We start from the raw sequence: 17,183 nt of genomic DNA on the forward strand, positions 1-17,183 counted from the left end.
CGGATCACGGGTTGACGGCGAAGTCGGTGATCGCGCCCGAGTCGTTGTTCCACTTCTGCAGCGTGCTCTTGTACGTGCCGTCGGTGTTCAGCGCCTGCAGAGCCTGCACGATTCCCTGCGCGAACTGGGTCTCCGCCTTCGGGATCACATAGCCGTACGGCGCCGCGTCGTAGATCTCGCCGAGCTGCTCGAGCTGCCCGTTGGTCTGCTTGATCGCGTCCAGCACGACGGGGGAGTCGGCCAGCATCGCGTCGGCCTTGCCCGCCACCAGGTCCGCGGTCGCCTGGTCCTGCTTCTCCCGGACCACCAGCTTGATGTCCGGCTTGCCGGCCGTCTTGCATGCGGCCTGGCGCTTCGGGATGTCGTCCTCGAGTTGCGTCGTACCCTTCTGCACCGCGACCGTCTTGCCGCACGCGTCGTCGGCCTTGACGGCCTTCGGGTTGCCCTTCGCGGTCGCCCAGAGGGTGCCGGCGCTGAAGTAGCTGACCATGTTGACCTGCTGCTTGCGCTTGTCGTTGATCGTGAACGACGAGACGCCGACGTCGTACTTGCCGCTCTGCACACCGGTGATGATGGTGTCGAAGCCGGCCGGCTGCCAGTCGACCGTGACGCCGAACTTCTGCGCCACCGCGTCGAACAGGTCGACGTCCATGCCGACCACGGTCTTCCCGCCCTGCAGGAACTCGTTCGGCCGGTACGTCGCGTCGACGCCGACGACGATCTTGCCGGCCGACTTGATCTTCGCCGGCAGCGAACCGCTGAGGTCCGGCCCGCTGCTCGCCGGTGCGCTGGAGGGGGCGCTCGACGACGAACTGGGCGTACTACCTTCGAGAGAGTTCGAGCCGCACCCGGCGGCCGCGAGAACCAGGACGCCGGACAGCACCAGCGTCCTCCGCAGGACAGACATCTAGTCCTCCAAAACCGGGCACCGGTCGGCCCGGTGCCATGTGTCCGCATCTTGACACAACGACCTGCGGACAGCGCACCGACCAACCCCGAACAGAGACCGTTTCGTAGCTTGGCCGCCGTGACCCTACGTGTCCGGCAACCACCCGAACACGCAGCGTCACCCCCAGAGGTGTGTCAGGAGGTCGGCTCGACGTGGGTTGGGTCGAGGACCCGGCGGAGGAAGGTGCGGGTGCGCTCCTCCTTGGGGTTGCCGATCACCTCGGCGGGCGGACCCTGCTCGACGATCACGCCGGCGTCCATGAACACCACCCGGTCCGCGACCTCGCGCGCGAACGCCATCTCGTGGGTGACGACGAGCATCGTCATACCGTCGAGGGCGAGCTTGCGCATCACCGTCAGCACGTCGCCGACGAGCTCCGGGTCGAGCGCCGACGTCGGCTCGTCGAACAGCATCAGCGCCGGGTCCATCGACAGCGCGCGGGCGATCGCCACCCGCTGCTGCTGCCCACCGGACAGCTGCAGCGGATAGGCGGTCACCTTGTCGCTCAGGCCGACCCGATCGAGGTTGTCCCGGGCGATCTGCTCCGCCTCGGCCTTGCTGCGCTTCAGTACGGTCGTCTGCGCCACCGTGCAGTTGGCCAGCACCGACAGATGCGGGAACAGGTTGAACTGCTGGAACACCATCCCGATCTGCTGCCGGGCGGCGTCCAGGTGGCAGTCCCGGTCGGTGAGGTCCTCACCACGGACGAAGACCTGACCCTCCTGCGGTACCTCGAGCAGGTTGACACAGCGGAGCAGGGTCGACTTGCCCGAGCCGGACGGCCCGATCACGCAGACCACCTCGCCCTGCTCGACGGTGAAGTCGATACCGCGCAGGACGTGGTTGCTGCCGAACGATTTGTGCAGGTTCTTGATCTCGACCAGCGCCATCAGTGTGCCCTCGCAGCCTTGGCCTCCAGCCAGCGGACCAGGAGGCCGAGCGGCAGGGTGATGATCAGATAGCAGAAGCCGGCGGTGACCAGCGGAGTCAGGTTCGACTCGGTGTTGGCCAGGTCCCGGCCGAAGCCGGTCAGCTCGTACGCCGCCGCGGAGGTGCCGATGATGAACACCAGCGACGAGTCCTTCACCAGCAGGATCAGGTCGTTGGCCAGCGGCGGCAGCACGATCCGGAACGCCTGCGGCAGCACGATCTTGCGGGTCGCGACGCCGGCCGGCATACCGAGCGACCGGGCGGCCTCGATCTGCCCCTTCGGAACCGCCTGGATGCCGGCCCGGATCACCTCGGCCATGTAGGCGGCGGCGACGATGCCGAGCGCCAGCCAGACGGTGCCGTACGGGTCGAGCGGGATGACCAGGTCGGCGAACGCCAGCGGCAGCAGGCTGAACGCCACGAACACGACGATCGCCGGCAGCCCCCGGAAGAACTCGATGTAGGCCGTCGCGAGCCAGCGGTACGGCGCTACTCGGCTGAGCCGCATCAGTGCGAGCAAGGTGCCGCCGAGCAGGCCGATGACGAAGGCCCCGGCCGTGTACTCGATGGTCTTCAGGAACGCTCCGGGCAGTCCGCTGGTGAACGCGGACTTCACGAACTCCGGTTTGAAGAACACGCCGGCGATCTGGCCCCAGTTGGCCGTGAAGGCCGCCACCACGACGATGACGAACAGGACGGCGTACTGGATGCCGCGGGAGCGCTGCGCCCGTTGCCGCGGGCTGAGCCCGCGGCGCTTCTCGACTACCGCGTCGCTGACTGTCACTTCTTCGGCTCCACCCCGAACCACTTCTTGAAGATCTGGTTGTAGGTGCCGTCGGACTTGGCCTTGGCCAGCAGTTCGTTGAACTTGGTCAGCAACTTGGTGGCGCTGGGGTCGTCCTTCTTGGCCGCGAAACCGTACTGCTCGCCGGTGTTGAACTCGGCCGTCACCTCGGTGTCCGGGTTCGACGTGACGAAGTTGTACAGCGCGCCGTTGTCGTTGATGGCGGCGTCGACGCGGCCCGACTTGACGTTGTTGGTCTGCAGGGCCAGATCGTTGAACACCACGACTTCGAAGCCGATCTTCTTCGCCGCCGCGTCGGCGTAGTCCTTGCCGGTGGTGTCGGCCTGGACGCCGACCTTCTTGCCCTTCAGGTCCTCGAGCGACTTGTACGGCGCGCCCTTCTTCACCAGCAGCACCTGGGTCGCGTCCATGTACGGGTCGCTGATCCCGATCGCGGCCTTGCGGGACGCGTTGATCGTCATCGCGCCCATGCCCATGTCGCACTTCTTGGCCTGGTAGGCGGCGCCGGAGGTGACCTGGGCCCACTCGATGCTGATCACTTCCTGCTCCACGCCGAGGTCCTTGGCGAGCAGGTCGAGCAGGTCGACGTCGAAGCCGACGACCTTGGTGCCGTCCTTGTACTCGAAGGGCTTGTAGGACAGGTGTGTGCAGACCGTCAGCTTGCCGGGCTTCACCAAGGTGATGCCGGCCGCTTTCGCTTTGTCCTCGCCTCCTCCACCGCTGTCCGAGCCGTTGCCGCAGGCAGAGAGCGCGAGCGCGAACACCGCTACCGAGGCAACGGCCACGGTGCGGCGACTCTGGCGGAGGGTGGAGACGATCTTCATCGCTGGTACTCCTCGACACTGGTTGTGGTACGCCGGCCCCGGACGGTACCCGAGCCGGATTCCCCGCATCCTGACACAGCAAGCAGGTACGTGTCGGCTGTCAACTCCCGACGAGACTCGATCGTCACCGTCCCGGTCGCTTGTGGTGGCCCTCACAGAGCAGACCAGTGCGCCTGTGGTTTACTCGAGCGACGGGTGACCCCCTGGCAACGGCGCCGTTCGACGCACCCTCATCGAACGCCCACCACGACACGTTCCGCTCGAGTTCCCGAAGGGTCCCCGCATGGTCGCCCAGGCTGTTGAGCCCACCGTTCCTTCTGATCCGTACGCCGGTGACGCGGTTTTCGAACTGCACCGCGGCGGCAAGATCGAGGTCACGTCCTCGATCCACGTCAACGACGCCGACGACCTGTCGAAGGCATACACCCCCGGCGTCGCCCGGGTCTGCACCGCGATCGCCGAAGACCCATCGCTGGTACGGCGCTACACCTGGAGGTCGAACGTCGTCGCAGTCGTCACCGACGGCACCGCGGTCCTCGGCCTCGGCGACATCGGCCCGGCCGCGTCGCTGCCGGTGATGGAGGGCAAGGCCCTGCTGTTCAAGGAGTTCGGCGGCGTCGACTCGGTGCCGATCGCGCTGGACTGCACCGACGTGGACGAGTTCGTCGACACGGTCGCGCGGATGGCGCCGTCGTTCGGCGGGATCAACCTCGAGGACATCTCCGCGCCGCGCTGCTTCGAGATCGAGCGCCGGCTGAAGGAACGCCTCGACATCCCGGTCTTCCACGACGACCAGCACGGTACGGCGGTCGTCGTACTCGCCGCGCTCCGCAACGCGCTCCGGGTGACCGGGCAGGGTGGGACTCCTAGGCCGATCGAGGACATCCGCGTGGTGATCTCCGGCGCCGGTGCCGCCGGGGTCGCATGTGCCCGGATCCTTTTGCAGGCAGGCGTTGGCGACCTCGCGGTCGTCGACAGCAAGGGTGTGCTGCACGAGGACCGTGCCGACCTGAACCCGGTGAAGCTGTCGCTCGCGCGGGACACCAACACCGGCGGGATCTCCGGCCGGCTGGTCGACGCGCTCGCGGGCGCCGACCTGTTCCTCGGCGTCTCCGGCGGCACCGTCCCGGAGGAGGCCGTCGCGCAGATGGCCGACAACGCGATGATCTTCGCGCTGGCCAACCCGAACCCCGAGGTGCACCCGGACATCGCACACCGGCACGCCGCCGTCGTCGCCACCGGCCGCTCCGACTTCCCGAACCAGATCAACAACGTGCTGGCGTTCCCCGGCATCTTCCGCGGCGCCTTCGACGCCAACGCCTCCCGCATCACCGAAGGCATGAAACTAGCCGCCGCCGACGCCCTGGCAGACCTGATCTCCCCCGAAGACCTCCGCCCCGACTACATCATCCCGTCCCCCTTCGACGCCCGCGTCGCCCCAGCCGTCGCCTCCGCGGTAGCCACCGCCGCCCAAACCGACGGCGTAGCCCGCGACTGACTGACCCGCCCAAACCGGTTCGGGGAGGATCACCCACCTGATCCGGGCAGCCAGCCTCCCCGAACTGGTTTGGGGAGCGTCGCCTGCCTGGTACGGGGGGTAGCCTCCCCGAACTGGTTTGGGGAGCGTCGCCTGCCTGGATCAGGTGGGTGATCCTCCCCGAACTGGTTTGGGGGGTCTTGTCCGCCGGATTGGGGTGGCGGCTTCCCCACTGCGGTGCGAGGTGGGTGAGGTCGGTAACTGACTCTGGCCAGACCACCGCCTAGGGTGGTTCGCATGCTTGCTGCTTATGCCGCCAAGTTCGATGCCGACAATCCGATCGCTGCGCTGGAGGTGGGGGAGCGGCCCGATCCGGCGGTGCCCGAGGGGTGGGTGACGATCGACGTACGGGCGACTGCGCTCAACCATCACGATCTGTGGTCGTTGAAGGGGGTCGGGCTGGCTGAGCAGAATCTGCCGATGATCCTCGGGTGTGACGCGGCGGGTGTGGATCCGGACGGGAACGAGGTCGTCGTGCACGCGGTGGTCTCGGACCCGGCGTGGAAGGGCGACGAGACGCTGGACCCGAAGCGGTCGCTGCTGAGCGAGCGGTACCAGGGCACGTTGGCGGAGAAGGTCGCCGTACCGGCGCGGAACGTCGTACCGAAGCCGGCCGGGATGAGTTTCGAGCAGGCTGCGTGCCTGCCGACGGCGTGGCTGACGGCGTACCGGATGTTGTTCACGCAGTCGGGGCTGAAGCCGGGTGACACGGTCCTCGTACAGGGCGCGGGTGGTGGCGTGGCGACGGCGTTGATCACGCTGGCGCGGGCTGCCGGGATCCGGGTGTGGGCGACCAGCCGGGACGAGGGCAAGCGGGCCAAGGCGCTCGAGATCGGGGCGCACGACGCGTTCGAGTCCGGGGCGCGGATGCCGGAGCGGGTCGACGCGGTGATGGAGACGGTCGGGCAGGCGACGTGGTCGCACTCGCTGAAGTCGCTGAAGCAGGGCGGCACGCTGGTGATCTCCGGCGCGACCAGCGGCCAGGCGCCGAAGTCGGCCGAGCTGAACCGGATCTTCTTCCTGCAGCTCCGGGTGCAGGGCTCGACGATGGGCACCCGCACCGAGCTCGCCGAGCTGGTCCAGTTCATGGCGAACGCCGGGATCTCGCCGCACATCGACACGGTCCTCCCGCTCTCCGAGGCCCGCACCGGCTTCGAGAAGATGAACTCGGGCGACGTCTTCGGCAAGATCGTCTTTACTGTTTGAGTGCAACCCGAGATCCGGCCGGTTACGCCCGACGACGCGGAGGCCGCGGCCTGGTGTCATCTGCTCTGCTGGCGGGAGGCGTACGCCGGTCTCGTGCCGGCCGACCTGCTCTTGGAGCGTACGTCGAACCTCGAGCGCCGGATCGAACGCTGGACCACGCCGCTGGGCGAGGGCCGGCGACGCTGGATCGCGCTGAACCCGGACCCGGATGCGCCGGTACAGGACCGGGTGGCCGGGTTCGCCGGGATCGGCCCCGGCCGCGACGAGGACGCGCCGGTGCCGTTCGAGCTGGAGGCGATCTACACCCGCCAGGCGTTCTGGAAGACCGGCCTGGGCACCCGGCTGCTCGACGTTGCCGTCGGCAAGCAGCCCGCGTTCCTCTGGGTGTTCGAGGGAAACGAGCGGGCGCGGGGGTTCTACGGCCGGCACGGGTTCGCGCCGGACGGCGTCCGCAAGCACGACCCGTACTTCGACCTCTGGGAGATCCGGCTGGTCCGGAGATAGTGCCAGCGGCACATTTGTGACAACAAACCGGTATGACGTTTCATGGCTGAAACATTGGCGTCGCACCGGGGCAACGCGACGGGGTCACTCTGTTCCTACGATCCGCCCGATCGATGAGGAGCGATGAAGCCCATGAGGCCCACTTTGACGGTGATTGTCGACCCGGCCGACAACTGGATGGCGAAGGCCGCGTGTGTCGGTCAGGCGCCGTCGTACGACGAGACGGCCAGCTCGTGGGAGCAGCGCAAGGCCCAGGCCATCTGCCTGACGTCGTGCCCGGTGATCGAGGAATGCCGGGAGTGGGCCCGCCGGACGAAGTTCACCGGCACCGCCGCGGGCGAGAAGTTCCTCTCCGGCCGCCGCCGCGGCCGCCCCGGCCCGCAGGAACGCCGTACCCGCCCGATCATCGAAGAGCAGCAGGCCAGCTAGACCTTGACGACCTCGTCGGCGCGCTCGGCGTCGGCGAGCTCTTCGGTACGCCGGAACGGGGCGGTGATCGTCGGCACCAGCTGCTTGCGGTTGTGGATCGCCGCGCCGACGGCGAGCACCAGGTAGATCGCGCTGATTACGTAGCGCCCGGTCTGACCAGGTACGGCGAACTGGATCGCGAACAGCCCCAGCAACGTCCACGCCGCCCACCGCGGGAAGCGCAGGCTCAGCAGGATCGCGAGGCCGAGCAGCGTCTGCGTGGCCGTCAGCAGGAACTCCTCGATCTGCCGCCCGTCCAGGTGCAGCGCGGCACCGCCGCCGCCGATCCCGTACGCGATCGGCAGGCTCCCGATCAGCAGCGTCCACTGGTTCACCTTGGCGGAGATCAGCAGGCCCAGCGCCGCGGCGCCCTTGCCGCGCCAGGCGAACAGGAGCGCCACGATGAACTCCGGCGCCTCGGACGCCAGCGGCGCCAGCCACTGGACCAGCAGGAACTGGTCGATCCCCAGCGTCTGACCGCCTTCGACGAGCGAGTTCGCGAACGGCTCCGCGGCCGCCAGGATCACCCCGGCCGAGACCAGGAACATCGCGGTCACGGTGATCCGGCGCTGCAGCTTGGGCAGTGCGCCGATCGTCGCCGCCGGCCCGATCAGGTCCGGCTCGTCGTCGTGCTCCGACGTCGCCGCCCGGTACAGGTAGAACGCGAAGAACGCGAGCAGCAGGATCCCCAGCAGCAGGTGGATCTCGCCGGTCACCGGGATCACGAACGCGACCACACCGGCGACCGCGAGGAAGCCCAGCTCCCGCCGGTACCCGGTCTCGAGTACGAGCGCCTTCACCGAGCGCCCGCTCCGCCGCGAAGCGACGTACAGGCTGGTCAGGACGACGCTGGACCAGCCGAGGCCGAGCAGCAACCGGTTCGATCCGGTCATGTTGGCGGCGGCGTACTGCACGTACGCCGGGTTCGAGCCGGCGGTGTGTGCGAAGTAGAGGTCCACCGCGTACTCCGGCAGCACGGCGATGACCGCGAGCAGCGCGATCGCCAGACCGCCCGAGATGTCCATCTCCGCGGCTTCCGCGGCCCAGGCCAGCACGAACGATGCGGCGACCACGGCGAGGCCGAAGATCAGGATCGACGCGAGCGCCGGGGGATGGGTGCCGGTGACCCGGAGGGCGACCGCGGGGATCGCCACCAGGAACAGCAGCAGTACGGGGCGGAGTGCTCGGAACATGGTTCCAGCCTGCCACCGTTTTGATACTTTCGCAATTGCGAAAGTATGAGACCGTGCTCACGACGGCTCGGCGCGCTGTCCGGAGACCGGTCGACCGGTCACAATGACTGCGCGATGACCAACCGTGAACCGACGAAGGCACAGCTCGATTCCGCCGCGGGCACCTTCGCCATGCTCTCCGCCCCGGTCCGGCTGCACCTGGTGTCGCTGGCCGCCCAGGGGGAGTACGACGTCGGAACCCTGGCGGAGCGGGTCGGCGTGAGTATCGCCACCGCGAGTCAGCACCTCGGCAAACTCCGCCTGGCCGGGATCATCACCGCCCGCCGCGAAGGCCGCCGCCACATCTACACCGTCGACGACCCCCACGTCCTCAACCTCGTCGACCAGATCTTCGAACACATCGCCCCCGACGGCACCCTGGCCCCCGACCCACCCCGCCGCATCCCGCCGCCGCACACGGACTGAGGTGGATCTGCGTGCATGCAGAACCCCGCTCAAACGGGTGGAACGAGCCGGTTAGGGCCACTTGTGTATGCGCGCAGGTTCACAACACGTGGCGCAGGTACCGCTCGGGTGCCTGCAGGTACGCCTTCCAGTTCTGGACGAGTTCCAGGGCCTCCCACGTCGTGCGGCGGATGCCCCACTCGCCGACCTCGAGGATCGTCGCGCCGGGGAGAGCCGCGATCACGGGGGAGTGCGTTGCGCACAGGACCTGTGAGCCGGTCTCGGCGAGACTGTTGAGTACGCCGACCACCGCGAGGCTGCTGGAGAACGAGAGGGCGGACTCGGGCTCGTCGAGGCAGTAGAACCCCTCGCGGGTGAAGCGGTCGTTGATGAGGCTGAGGAAGCTCTCGCCGTGGCTCAGCTCGTGGAAGACCGGGTCCTCGCGGAAGGGGCTCGGATTCTGCTCCAGGTACGTGTAGAAGCCGTGCATGGTCTCGGCGCGGAGGAAGAACCCGGCGCGCTTGGAGCCGACGCCGCGGGTCAGTTGCAGGTCGTCGGCCAGTGACGACTCGGTCGCCCGCGTGGTCAGCCGGGCGCCGGTGGAGCCGCCTTCGGGGGACAGGCCGAAGGCGACGGCGATCGCCTCGACGAGCGTGGACTTGCCGGCGCCGTTCTCCCCGACCAGGAACGTGACGCCCGGATCGAGGTCCAATCCGTCCGTCAGCAGTTGGTGTACGGCGGGAATCGTGTGGGGCCAGCGTCCGGACGCGCGAATGCCCTCCGCCGCGGCAACCCGGCGTACCGGATGCGAGGCGAAGGGCATTCGCTCAGACTAATCGTCCTCGTCGTCCAACCGAGCGAGCCAGGTGGCGAAGCGCTCGATGGGCGTCTCGAACTCGGGGTTCAGGTCGACGAACTCGCGTAGCCGTTCGGCCACGAAAGCGAGCGTGACATCCTCCTCGCCACGCCGCTTCTCGAGCTCCTCGATCCCGCGGTCGGTGAAGTACACGTCAGCTGAACGCCTGCTTCAGCAGCGTCGCCTGCTCGGTGCCGTGCACACCGTGCGAGCCGACCGCCGGGGCGGACATCGCCGGCCGGGACACCCGGTAGAACGGCTTCCCGCCCAGGTGCTCGGTCAGGTTCAGCGCCATGAACGGCCACGGACCCTGGTTCGCCGGCTCGTCCTGCACCCAGCGGATCTCGGTCGCGTTCGGGTACTTGGCCAGCTCGGCGACGACCTCCTCGTGCGGCAGCGGGTAGAGCTGCTCGACCCGGAGGATCGCGGTGCTGATCTTGTCCGCCTCGACCTTCTTCCGCTCCGCGAGCAGGTCGTACACGATCCGGCCGGACGCCAGGATCACCCGCTCGACTCCCGCCGCGTTCGCCTCGGCCTCGGTGTCGCCGATCACCGGCTTGAAGGTGCCGTGGGTCAGCTCCTCCGGCTGCGACACCGCCTCCTTGCGCCGCAGCAGCTGCTTCGGCGTGAAGACGATCATCGGGACGTGCTCCTCGCCGAGCGTGTGCCGGCGGAGCAGGTGGAAGTACGACGCCGGGGTCGACGGCTGCGCGACGGTCATCGCGTCCTCCGCGCACAGCGCCAGGAACCGCTCGATCCGGGCCGAGGTGTGGTCCGGGCCCTGGCCCTCGTAGCCGTGCGGCAGCAGCAGCACGACGCCGGACTTCTGGCCCCACTTCGCCTCACCGGACGAGATGTACTCGTCGATGACCGACTGGGCGCCGTTCACGAAGTCGCCGAACTGCGCCTCCCACAGCACCAGTGCCTCCGGCCGCGCCACGGAGTACCCGTACTCGAAGCCGAGCGCGGCGTACTCGCTCAGCAGGGAGTCGTAGACGTGGAAGTTGGCCTGGTTCGCGTCCAGGTGCTGCAGCGGGACGTGGTCCTGCCCGTTGACCCGGTCGATGACGGCGGCGAACCGCTGGACGAACGTGCCGCGGCGGCTGTCCTGACCGGCGAGCCGGACCGGGCGCCCGTCGAGCAGCAGCGAGCCGAAGGCGGTGATCTCCGCGCTGGCCCAGTCGAGCGGGCCCTCGGTGATCGCGTGCGCCCGGCGCTGCAGCTGCGGCTGCACCTTCGGGTGCACGGTGAAGCCGCCGGGCAGCGTGGTGTACGCGTCCGCGATCTTCTTCAGCGTCTCGCGGCTGATCGCGGTCGCGTCCGGGCCGTCCGGCTTGTCCGGGTACTCCGGAGCGGTCACGTACGGCGGTGGCGTGTCGGGCTCGTTCTTCGCGTCCCGGACCTCGGCGAACACGCGCTCCAGCCGCTGCTGGAAGTCCTGCATGGCCTGCTCGGCCTCTTCGATCGTGATGTCGCCACGACCGATCAGGGCCTCGGTGTACAGCTTGCGGACCGAGCGCTTCTGCTCGATCAGGTCGTACATCAGCGGCTGGGTGAAGCTCGGGTCGTCGCCCTCGTTGTGACCGCGGCGGCGGTAGCAGACCAGGTCGATGACGACGTCCTTGTTGAACGCCTGCCGGTACTCGAAGGCCAGGTCCGCGACCCGGATGCAGGCCTCGGGGTCGTCGCCGTTCACGTGGAAGATCGGCGCCTGCACCATCCGGGCCACGTCGGAGGAGTACATCGACGAGCGGGACGAGGCCGGTGACGTGGTGAAGCCGACCTGGTTGTTCACGATCACGTGGATCGTGCCGCCGGTCCGGTAACCGCGCAGCTGGGACAGGTTCAGCGTCTCCGCCACCACGCCCTGGCCGGCGAAGGCCGCGTCGCCGTGCACCAGCAGCGGCAGCACCGGGAAGGCGGCGCCGCGGTTCAGGAGGTCCTGCTTGGCCCGGACGATGCCCTCGAGCACCGGGTCGACGGTCTCCAGGTGCGACGGGTTCGCCGCCACCGAGACCTTGATCTTGTCGCCGAACTCGGAGACGAACTCGCCCTCGGCGCCCAGGTGGTACTTGACGTCACCGGAGCCCTGCACGGTCCGCGGGTCGATGTTGCCCTCGAACTCGCGGAAGATCTGGCCGTACGACTTGCCGACGATGTTCGCGAGCACGTTCAGCCGGCCGCGGTGCGCCATCCCGATCGCGACCTCGTCCAGGCCGGCGCCGGCCGCCTCCTCGCAGAGCTCGTCGAGCAGCGGGATGGTGGTCTCCGCGCCCTCCAGCGAGAAGCGGCGCTGACCGACGTACTTGGTCTGCAGGAAGGTCTCGAACGCCTCGGCCTCGTTCAGCTTGGCCAGGATCCGCAGCTGTTCCTCGCGGGGCGGCTTGGTGTGCGGGCGCTCGACCCGCTCCTGGATCCACTTGCGCTGCTCGGGGTCCTGGATGTGCATGTACTCGATACCGGTGGTCCGGCAGTACGAGTCGCGCAGGATGCCGAGGATCTCGCGGAGCTTCATGAACCGCCGGTCGTTGCCGCCGAACGATCCGGTGGCGAACTCGCGGTCCAGGTCCCACAGCGTCAGGCCGTGGGTGGCGACGTCGAGGTCCGGGTGGCTGCGCTGCTTGTACTCCAGCGGGTCGGTGTCGGCCATGATGTGGCCGCGCACCCGGAACGCGTGGATCAGCTCGAGGATCCGGGCCTGCTTGCTGATGTCCTCCTCGTGGCTGTGCGGGAGGTCGGCGGCCCAGCGGATCGGCTCGTACGGGATCCGCAGCGACTGGAAGATCTCGTCGTAGAAGCCCTCGCCGCCGAGCAGCAGCTGGTGGATCCGGCGCAGGAACTCACCCGACTGGGCGCCCTGGATGATCCGGTGGTCGTACGTCGAGGTCAGCGTCATCACCTTGCTGACCGCGAGCTTGGCCATCGTCTCCTCGGCCGCGCCCTGGTACTCCGACGGGTACTCCATCGCGCCGACGCCGATGATGCAGCCCTGGCCGCTCATCAGCCGCGGCACCGAGTGCTGGGTGCCGATCGTGCCGGGGTTGGTCAGGCTGATCGTGGTGCCCTGGAAGTCCGGCAGCGCCAGCTTGTTGTCCCGGGCCCGGCGGACGATGTCCTCGTAGGCCATCCAGAAGTCGGCGAACGTCATCGTCTCGGTCGCCTTGATCGACGGCACCAGCAGCTGCCGGGTGCCGTCCGGCTTCTTCATGTCGATGGCCAGGCCGAGGTTGATGTGCGCCGGGTTGACCAGGGTCGGCTTGCCGTCGGTCTCGTCGTACGACGCGTTCATGTCCGGCAGCGTCTTCAGCGCCTTGACCAGCGCCCAGCCGATCAGGTGGGTGAACGACACCTTGCCGCCGCGGGCGCGCTTGAGGTGGTTGTTGATGACGATCCGGTTGTCGATCAGCAGCTTGACCGGCACCTGGCGCACGCTGGTCGCGGTGGGGACAGTGAGGCTGGTCTCCATGTTCTGCGCGGTCCGCGCCGGGGCACCGCGCAGAATCAGCCGCTCGGACTCCCCGCTGGTCGCGGGGGCGGGCTTGGGCTGGACCTTGGGCGGCTGGTTCACCGTGCCTCCGGTTGGGGCGCCGGACGTCGGCGCTTGCTTCGCTGCAGGCTGGTTCTGAGGTACGGCGGCCTGTGCAGGGGCCGTCGTGGCCTGAATGGCCGCGGCGGGTGCGCTCGAGGCGGGCGCGGTCGGCGTACTGCCGCGGCTCGGCGCCTCAGGCGTCTTGTTGTCGGACACCGCGTCGGGCCTTGGTGCGTCGGCCGGGGGAGTCGTCACCGGCTTCGCAGCGCCATCGGGGTTGTAGGTCTTGAAGAAGTCGAGCCACGCCGGATCCACCGAATTCGGGTCCTGCTGGTACTTCTCGTACAGCTCGTCGACCAGCCATTCGTTCGCACCGAAGGCTGCTAGGGGATTGGTGTCTGATGGCTCGGTGGCCACTTGGCAGTTCGCCTCTTCCGATTTCGGGTCCGGTACCGCGGTTCGTTAATGCTGATGTTATGGGTGGTGTCCCAAGCAAAGGCTAATAGCAGCGGGACCACTTCCACAGCTCGGGACCACCGGACCAGTGTGTCGAGTGGTCGGGCCCTGGCGACCGGATCCGCCGAGGCCTGAAACACTGCCCACAAAGGTGTTTCAGGCCACATGGCGTCTGCTCGGTGCTCGCCGGCGCGGTGAGCAACGGTCATAGCTCCGGGACGCCTTGCAGAGGTGGCATTTCGGCGGTCCCCGGTGGCTGGTCCGGGCGGCGCCCTGAGCGTGGTTGCCCACTGTATGCAGTTGTCCACTCGCCACCCGTGACGATCACCATCGCGCAGAAATGTGGCCAACGTCACGCTCGAAATCAGTCCACCTGGGCATGATTGGCCTTCATCGGCTCGACAGCCTCCGAACCAGCTTCAGGCCGGACCAGGTCGCGTCGATCGCACACACCTTGACGTCGACGACCCCGAGCGGCAGCGCCAGCTCGCGGATCCCGTTCTCGTCGAGGTCGGTCGCCACCCCGGACGCCCGCTTCGGCCAGGCAGTCCAGATCATGCCGGCGGTCGCGGTCTTCTCGAGCAGGACCGGCAGGCGCCTCGTCAGGCGGGCCCGATCGGGGCAGAACATCAGCACGACGTCGTACGGCGTACGCCCGGCTCGGCGCGCGATCGACGTACCCGATGGAAGTCCTTCGATGACGAACCCGGCCGGGGCGTTGTCGAGCAGGACCAGGTGCTCCGCCTTGATCCCGAGCTTGGCAGCCAGCGGCTTGCCCGAGTACCCGGGAGTGCTCATGTCCAGATGCTAGTGCGTCATCAACCAACCCCTCGACGCCTCACATCGCGGGCTGATCCGCTCCAACCCGATGCGAGCGAGTTGGGGAGGATCTACTGCCCGAAATGGGAAGGGATCCTCCCCAACCGACTACCTGCGGCGAAGCGAGGGCGAATCACGCCACGCCTGGCGTGCGGTCGGCAACCTGGTGCTCGTCGAGGGTGCGGAGCTCCGGGACGGCGTGGGTGCTGGAGACGGCGGCGGAGAGGGGGGTCTGCCAGATCTTCTCGAGGATCTGGACGAAGGCGGCGGCGTCCTCGCGGGTGGCGAAGTCGAGGTCGATGTGGACCTTGGCGGGGTCGTCGACGGGACGGCTGATGCGGTACGCGAGCACGTGGTGGTCGCGGCGGGCGCGGTCGTAGCGGTCGAAGGCCGCCTTCCACGCGTCGTAGTCGGCGATGGTGTTCTCGATGTGCAGTGTGATCATGCGATCAGCGTGCTCCGGCCGGGTGGTGCTGTCCCATCCCCGATCCTGGGGATCTTTCGTACGCTCACGGTGTGCGGGATCGGGTGGAGCGACTGTGTTCCGGCACGCTCGACGCGAAGGTGCTGCGCGAGCGGGCGCTGACCGAGCTGCGGCGTGCGGTGCCGTTCGACGCCCACGTCTGGACCCTCACCGACCCGGTCACCCGGATCGGCACCTCGCCGCTCGCGAACATCCCGGGTCTGGCCTGGGCCGAGCTGCCAGGGCTGATCCGAGCGCGCTACCTGAGTGAGGGCACGCGCTGGACCGACCTGCTCGCGTCCGGTCGCGTCGTGCGCGCGCTGTCGGCCGCCGCAGCCCATCGCCATCTTCTGGCGGGTGATGAACCTTCTGTATGGCGTCGTACGGATGACGTCGACGTGTTGACTGCGGTCTTCGCGGACCGCTTCGGCTGCTGGGCCTGGCTGGACCTCTGGCGCACCAGCAGTTCACCGTTCACGTCGACCGAACGTGACCTGATCGCGTCCGTCGTACCGCCCCTGACCACTGCTCTCCGAAGCGCTCAGGCACGAACCTTCACCACCCCGCTCCCGCCCACGTCTGGCGGACCGGCCGTTCTTGTTCTCGGCGCGGATCTGCAGGTCCAGGTCGGCACGCCCGCGGCTCGCGAGGCGCTGCATCGGTTGAACCCGCCGGACGATCCCGCCGTGGTCGAACAGGCGATCCCGGCGGCGGCGTACAACCTGGCGGCAGCGCTCGTTGCTGCCGAGTACGGCGTACCGGTCGGGTCGCCGTGGTCACGTGTCCACCTCGGTGCCGGCCGTTGGGTCACCCTCCGCGCCGCCCGCACCGCGCCCGACTCCGACATCGCGGTCACCATCGAGGAGTCGACCCCCGCCGAACGGCTGGAAGTCTTCGCCCTCGCGCACGCCCTGACACCTCGCGAACGCGAGATCCTCGCCGAACTGGCCACCGGCGCCGACTCCCGCCACCTCGCCCAGCGTCTGGTCCTGTCCGAACACACCGTCAACGACCACGTCAAGGCGATCCTCGCCAAGACCGGCGCGCCCACCCGCCCCACCCTCCTCGCACGGGTCGCCGGGACGGGGTGATGTACCTAAGGACAGGAGAAGGTGGGTGAAATCGGGCCGGCGCAGGCGGGAGGGGCTCGGCAGTCGACTACTACCTCCTGTCCTTGGGCTCGGGTGGCGGCATACTGATCGGATGGCGTTGACGGATGAGGCGATCGTCAAGATCAAGGGGATGATCACCTCGGGGGAGCTCGGGCCGGGAGACCGGTTGCCGAAGGAGGCGGATCTCGCCGCGCGGCTGGGGTTGTCGCGGAACTCGCTGCGGGAGGCAGTGAAGGCGCTCACGCTCGTCAACGTGCTGGATGTGCGGCACGGCGACGGCACGTACGTGACCAGCCTCGACTCGGCGCATCTGCTGGACGCGCTGAACTTCATGGTCGACCTGCACAGGGACGACTCGGTGCTGCAGTTCTTCGAGGTACGGCGCCTGCTCGAGCCCGGTGTGGCGGCGCTGGCCGCGACCCGGATCAGCGCCGAACAGGTGAAAGAACTGCGCTTGCTGACGAGCGATCTGGCGCCGGACGCTTCGGTGGAGGAGCTGGTCGCGAACGACCTGCGCTTTCATCGCGGGATCGCCGAGGCGACCGGGAACCAGGTGGTGTGCTCGCTGCTCGACGGGATCTCCGGCGCGACCCAGCGGGCCCGGATCTGGCGCGGCGTCACCCAGGCCGGCGCGGTCGAACGCACCCTCGCCGAGCACGCCGCGATCCTGGACGCCATCGAGATCCGCGACGCCGAGGCGGCCCGCGCCTGGATGACCGCCCACATAGCCGGCGTCGAAACCTGGCTCCGCAAGGCCTCCTGAACCTTCGCCAGGTAGTTCGAGGTCTGGTGTCGACGGGTGTGCTGGAGTAGTCCGGTGGTATGGCTTTCGAACCGCCTCCACCTCGTAGTGCGTTGACCTTGCGCATTGTGCTGGCGTGTTTCGGGCTGGTGCTGTGGATTGCGGCTGCGGTGTTGTCGGCGGTGCTCGACCTGCCGCGCGGATGGGTGGTCGCGTTCGGGGTGCTTGCCGTGGTGGCGCTCGTCGATCTGGTGGTCGTTGCCCGGCGCAAGCGTTCGGAAAGCGGTTGATCAACCCAACCAGGATCCGTACGCTGGGCGGTGTCACATTCCCGAGGGCAGGGGTT

General features: G+C 68.3%; 18 protein-coding genes. 8 read left to right on the forward strand and 10 right to left on the reverse strand.

Features of this window, described 5'->3' with window-relative positions; all coding sequences use genetic code 11:
- Positions 1-4: 4 nt before the first annotated feature.
- From ACWF0M_RS29440 to ACWF0M_RS29455, 4 genes are all read right to left on the reverse strand, one after another.
- Complete coding sequence (locus ACWF0M_RS29440; protein ID WP_452238970.1) at positions 5-907, reverse strand: ABC transporter substrate-binding protein; 903 nt, start codon at positions 905-907, stop codon at positions 5-7.
- Between the two features lie 176 nt (positions 908-1,083).
- On the reverse strand, positions 1,084-1,839 hold the full coding sequence (locus ACWF0M_RS29445; protein ID WP_452238971.1) for an amino acid ABC transporter ATP-binding protein: 756 nt from the start codon (positions 1,837-1,839) through the stop codon (positions 1,084-1,086).
- Positions 1,839-2,663 (reverse strand): amino acid ABC transporter permease, encoded by an 825-nt coding sequence (locus ACWF0M_RS29450; protein ID WP_452238972.1) that lies wholly within the window; start codon positions 2,661-2,663, stop codon positions 1,839-1,841. Before ACWF0M_RS29450 ends, ACWF0M_RS29445 begins: the two co-directional genes overlap by 1 nt.
- Positions 2,660-3,508: an ABC transporter substrate-binding protein gene (locus tag ACWF0M_RS29455; protein ID WP_452238973.1), complete on the reverse strand. Its 849-nt coding sequence runs from the start codon at positions 3,506-3,508 to the stop codon at positions 2,660-2,662. The genes ACWF0M_RS29450 and ACWF0M_RS29455 overlap by 4 nt, the downstream gene beginning before the upstream one ends.
- 283 nt (positions 3,509-3,791) lie before the next feature.
- Between ACWF0M_RS29455 and ACWF0M_RS29460 the strand changes: the two genes are divergently transcribed.
- The 4 genes from ACWF0M_RS29460 to ACWF0M_RS29475 all read left to right on the forward strand — a co-directional run bounded on the left by ACWF0M_RS29460 (position 3,792) and on the right by ACWF0M_RS29475 (position 7,184).
- Positions 3,792-5,006: an NAD(P)-dependent malic enzyme gene (locus tag ACWF0M_RS29460; protein ID WP_452238974.1), complete on the forward strand. Its 1,215-nt coding sequence runs from the start codon at positions 3,792-3,794 to the stop codon at positions 5,004-5,006.
- A gap of 276 nt (positions 5,007-5,282) precedes the next feature.
- Positions 5,283-6,251 carry a zinc-binding dehydrogenase gene (locus tag ACWF0M_RS29465; protein ID WP_452238975.1) on the forward strand — a complete coding sequence of 323 codons (969 nt, stop codon included), beginning with the start codon at positions 5,283-5,285 and terminating at the stop codon, positions 6,249-6,251.
- Positions 6,252-6,755, forward strand: a complete 504-nt coding sequence (locus ACWF0M_RS29470; protein WP_452238976.1) for an N-acetyltransferase family protein — start codon at positions 6,252-6,254, stop codon at positions 6,753-6,755.
- A gap of 132 nt (positions 6,756-6,887) precedes the next feature.
- Positions 6,888-7,184 (forward strand): WhiB family transcriptional regulator, encoded by a 297-nt coding sequence (locus ACWF0M_RS29475; protein WP_410784786.1) that lies wholly within the window; start codon positions 6,888-6,890, stop codon positions 7,182-7,184.
- On the opposite strand, the gene ACWF0M_RS29480 is transcribed toward ACWF0M_RS29475, so the two are convergent.
- The gene (locus ACWF0M_RS29480; RefSeq protein ID WP_452238977.1) at positions 7,181-8,416 is read right to left on the reverse strand and encodes a sodium:proton exchanger; all 1,236 of its coding nucleotides are present in this window, start codon (positions 8,414-8,416) and stop codon (positions 7,181-7,183) included. The two genes, ACWF0M_RS29475 and ACWF0M_RS29480, sit on opposite strands and share 4 nt — an antisense overlap.
- A gap of 114 nt (positions 8,417-8,530) precedes the next feature.
- Here ACWF0M_RS29480 and ACWF0M_RS29485 point away from each other — a divergent pair, with 114 nt between their 5' ends.
- Complete coding sequence (locus tag ACWF0M_RS29485) at positions 8,531-8,881, forward strand: ArsR/SmtB family transcription factor (protein WP_452238978.1); 351 nt, start codon at positions 8,531-8,533, stop codon at positions 8,879-8,881.
- A gap of 79 nt (positions 8,882-8,960) precedes the next feature.
- On the opposite strand, the gene ACWF0M_RS29490 is transcribed toward ACWF0M_RS29485, so the two are convergent.
- The 5 genes from ACWF0M_RS29490 to ACWF0M_RS29510 form a co-directional block, all read right to left on the reverse strand.
- Entirely contained in the window at positions 8,961-9,683 is a 723-nt protein-coding gene (locus ACWF0M_RS29490; protein WP_452238979.1) for an AAA family ATPase, read from the reverse strand.
- 9 nt (positions 9,684-9,692) lie between these two features.
- Positions 9,693-9,869, reverse strand: a complete 177-nt coding sequence (locus ACWF0M_RS29495; protein ID WP_165546322.1) for a DUF6104 family protein — start codon at positions 9,867-9,869, stop codon at positions 9,693-9,695.
- Position 9,870: 1 nt separating this feature from the next.
- Entirely contained in the window at positions 9,871-13,662 is a 3,792-nt protein-coding gene (locus tag ACWF0M_RS29500) for a multifunctional oxoglutarate decarboxylase/oxoglutarate dehydrogenase thiamine pyrophosphate-binding subunit/dihydrolipoyllysine-residue succinyltransferase subunit (protein ID WP_452238980.1), read from the reverse strand.
- A 429-nt stretch (positions 13,663-14,091) separates the two neighbouring features.
- On the reverse strand, positions 14,092-14,499 hold the full coding sequence (locus ACWF0M_RS29505; protein ID WP_452238981.1) for a DUF3052 domain-containing protein: 408 nt from the start codon (positions 14,497-14,499) through the stop codon (positions 14,092-14,094).
- Between the two features lie 154 nt (positions 14,500-14,653).
- Complete coding sequence (locus tag ACWF0M_RS29510; RefSeq protein ID WP_452238982.1) at positions 14,654-14,965, reverse strand: hypothetical protein; 312 nt, start codon at positions 14,963-14,965, stop codon at positions 14,654-14,656.
- Between the two features lie 71 nt (positions 14,966-15,036).
- Here ACWF0M_RS29510 and ACWF0M_RS29515 point away from each other — a divergent pair, with 71 nt between their 5' ends.
- The 3 genes from ACWF0M_RS29515 (at position 15,037) to ACWF0M_RS29525 (ending at position 17,127) form a co-directional block, all read left to right on the forward strand.
- Positions 15,037-16,074: a response regulator transcription factor gene (locus tag ACWF0M_RS29515; protein WP_452238983.1), complete on the forward strand. Its 1,038-nt coding sequence runs from the start codon at positions 15,037-15,039 to the stop codon at positions 16,072-16,074.
- Positions 16,075-16,186: 112 nt separating this feature from the next.
- Positions 16,187-16,858: a FadR/GntR family transcriptional regulator gene (locus ACWF0M_RS29520; RefSeq protein WP_410784776.1), complete on the forward strand. Its 672-nt coding sequence runs from the start codon at positions 16,187-16,189 to the stop codon at positions 16,856-16,858.
- A gap of 59 nt (positions 16,859-16,917) precedes the next feature.
- The gene (locus ACWF0M_RS29525; protein WP_452238984.1) at positions 16,918-17,127 is read left to right on the forward strand and encodes a DUF6343 family protein; all 210 of its coding nucleotides are present in this window, start codon (positions 16,918-16,920) and stop codon (positions 17,125-17,127) included.
- Positions 17,128-17,183: the final 56 nt, after the last annotated feature.

The sequence above is a fragment of the Kribbella sp. NPDC055110 genome (assembly GCF_053607525.1).

Coding starts and splice junctions, on each gene's coding strand:
- ACWF0M_RS29460 (WP_452238974.1), top strand. CDS start 3,792: ATGGTCGCCCAGGCTGTTGAGCCCACCGTTCCTTCTGATCCGTACGCC.
- ACWF0M_RS29505 (WP_452238981.1), bottom strand. CDS start 14,499: ATGAGCACTCCCGGGTACTCGGGCAAGCCGCTGGCTGCCAAGCTCGGG.
- ACWF0M_RS29445 (WP_452238971.1), bottom strand. CDS start 1,839: ATGGCGCTGGTCGAGATCAAGAACCTGCACAAATCGTTCGGCAGCAAC.
- ACWF0M_RS29480 (WP_452238977.1), bottom strand. CDS start 8,416: ATGTTCCGAGCACTCCGCCCCGTACTGCTGCTGTTCCTGGTGGCGATC.
- ACWF0M_RS29525 (WP_452238984.1), top strand. CDS start 16,918: ATGGCTTTCGAACCGCCTCCACCTCGTAGTGCGTTGACCTTGCGCATT.
- ACWF0M_RS29490 (WP_452238979.1), bottom strand. CDS start 9,683: ATGCCCTTCGCCTCGCATCCGGTACGCCGGGTTGCCGCGGCGGAGGGC.
- ACWF0M_RS29520 (WP_410784776.1), top strand. CDS start 16,187: ATGGCGTTGACGGATGAGGCGATCGTCAAGATCAAGGGGATGATCACC.
- ACWF0M_RS29465 (WP_452238975.1), top strand. CDS start 5,283: ATGCTTGCTGCTTATGCCGCCAAGTTCGATGCCGACAATCCGATCGCT.
- ACWF0M_RS29475 (WP_410784786.1), top strand. CDS start 6,888: ATGAGGCCCACTTTGACGGTGATTGTCGACCCGGCCGACAACTGGATG.
- ACWF0M_RS29485 (WP_452238978.1), top strand. CDS start 8,531: ATGACCAACCGTGAACCGACGAAGGCACAGCTCGATTCCGCCGCGGGC.
- ACWF0M_RS29440 (WP_452238970.1), bottom strand. CDS start 907: ATGTCTGTCCTGCGGAGGACGCTGGTGCTGTCCGGCGTCCTGGTTCTC.
- ACWF0M_RS29510 (WP_452238982.1), bottom strand. CDS start 14,965: ATGATCACACTGCACATCGAGAACACCATCGCCGACTACGACGCGTGG.
- ACWF0M_RS29455 (WP_452238973.1), bottom strand. CDS start 3,508: ATGAAGATCGTCTCCACCCTCCGCCAGAGTCGCCGCACCGTGGCCGTT.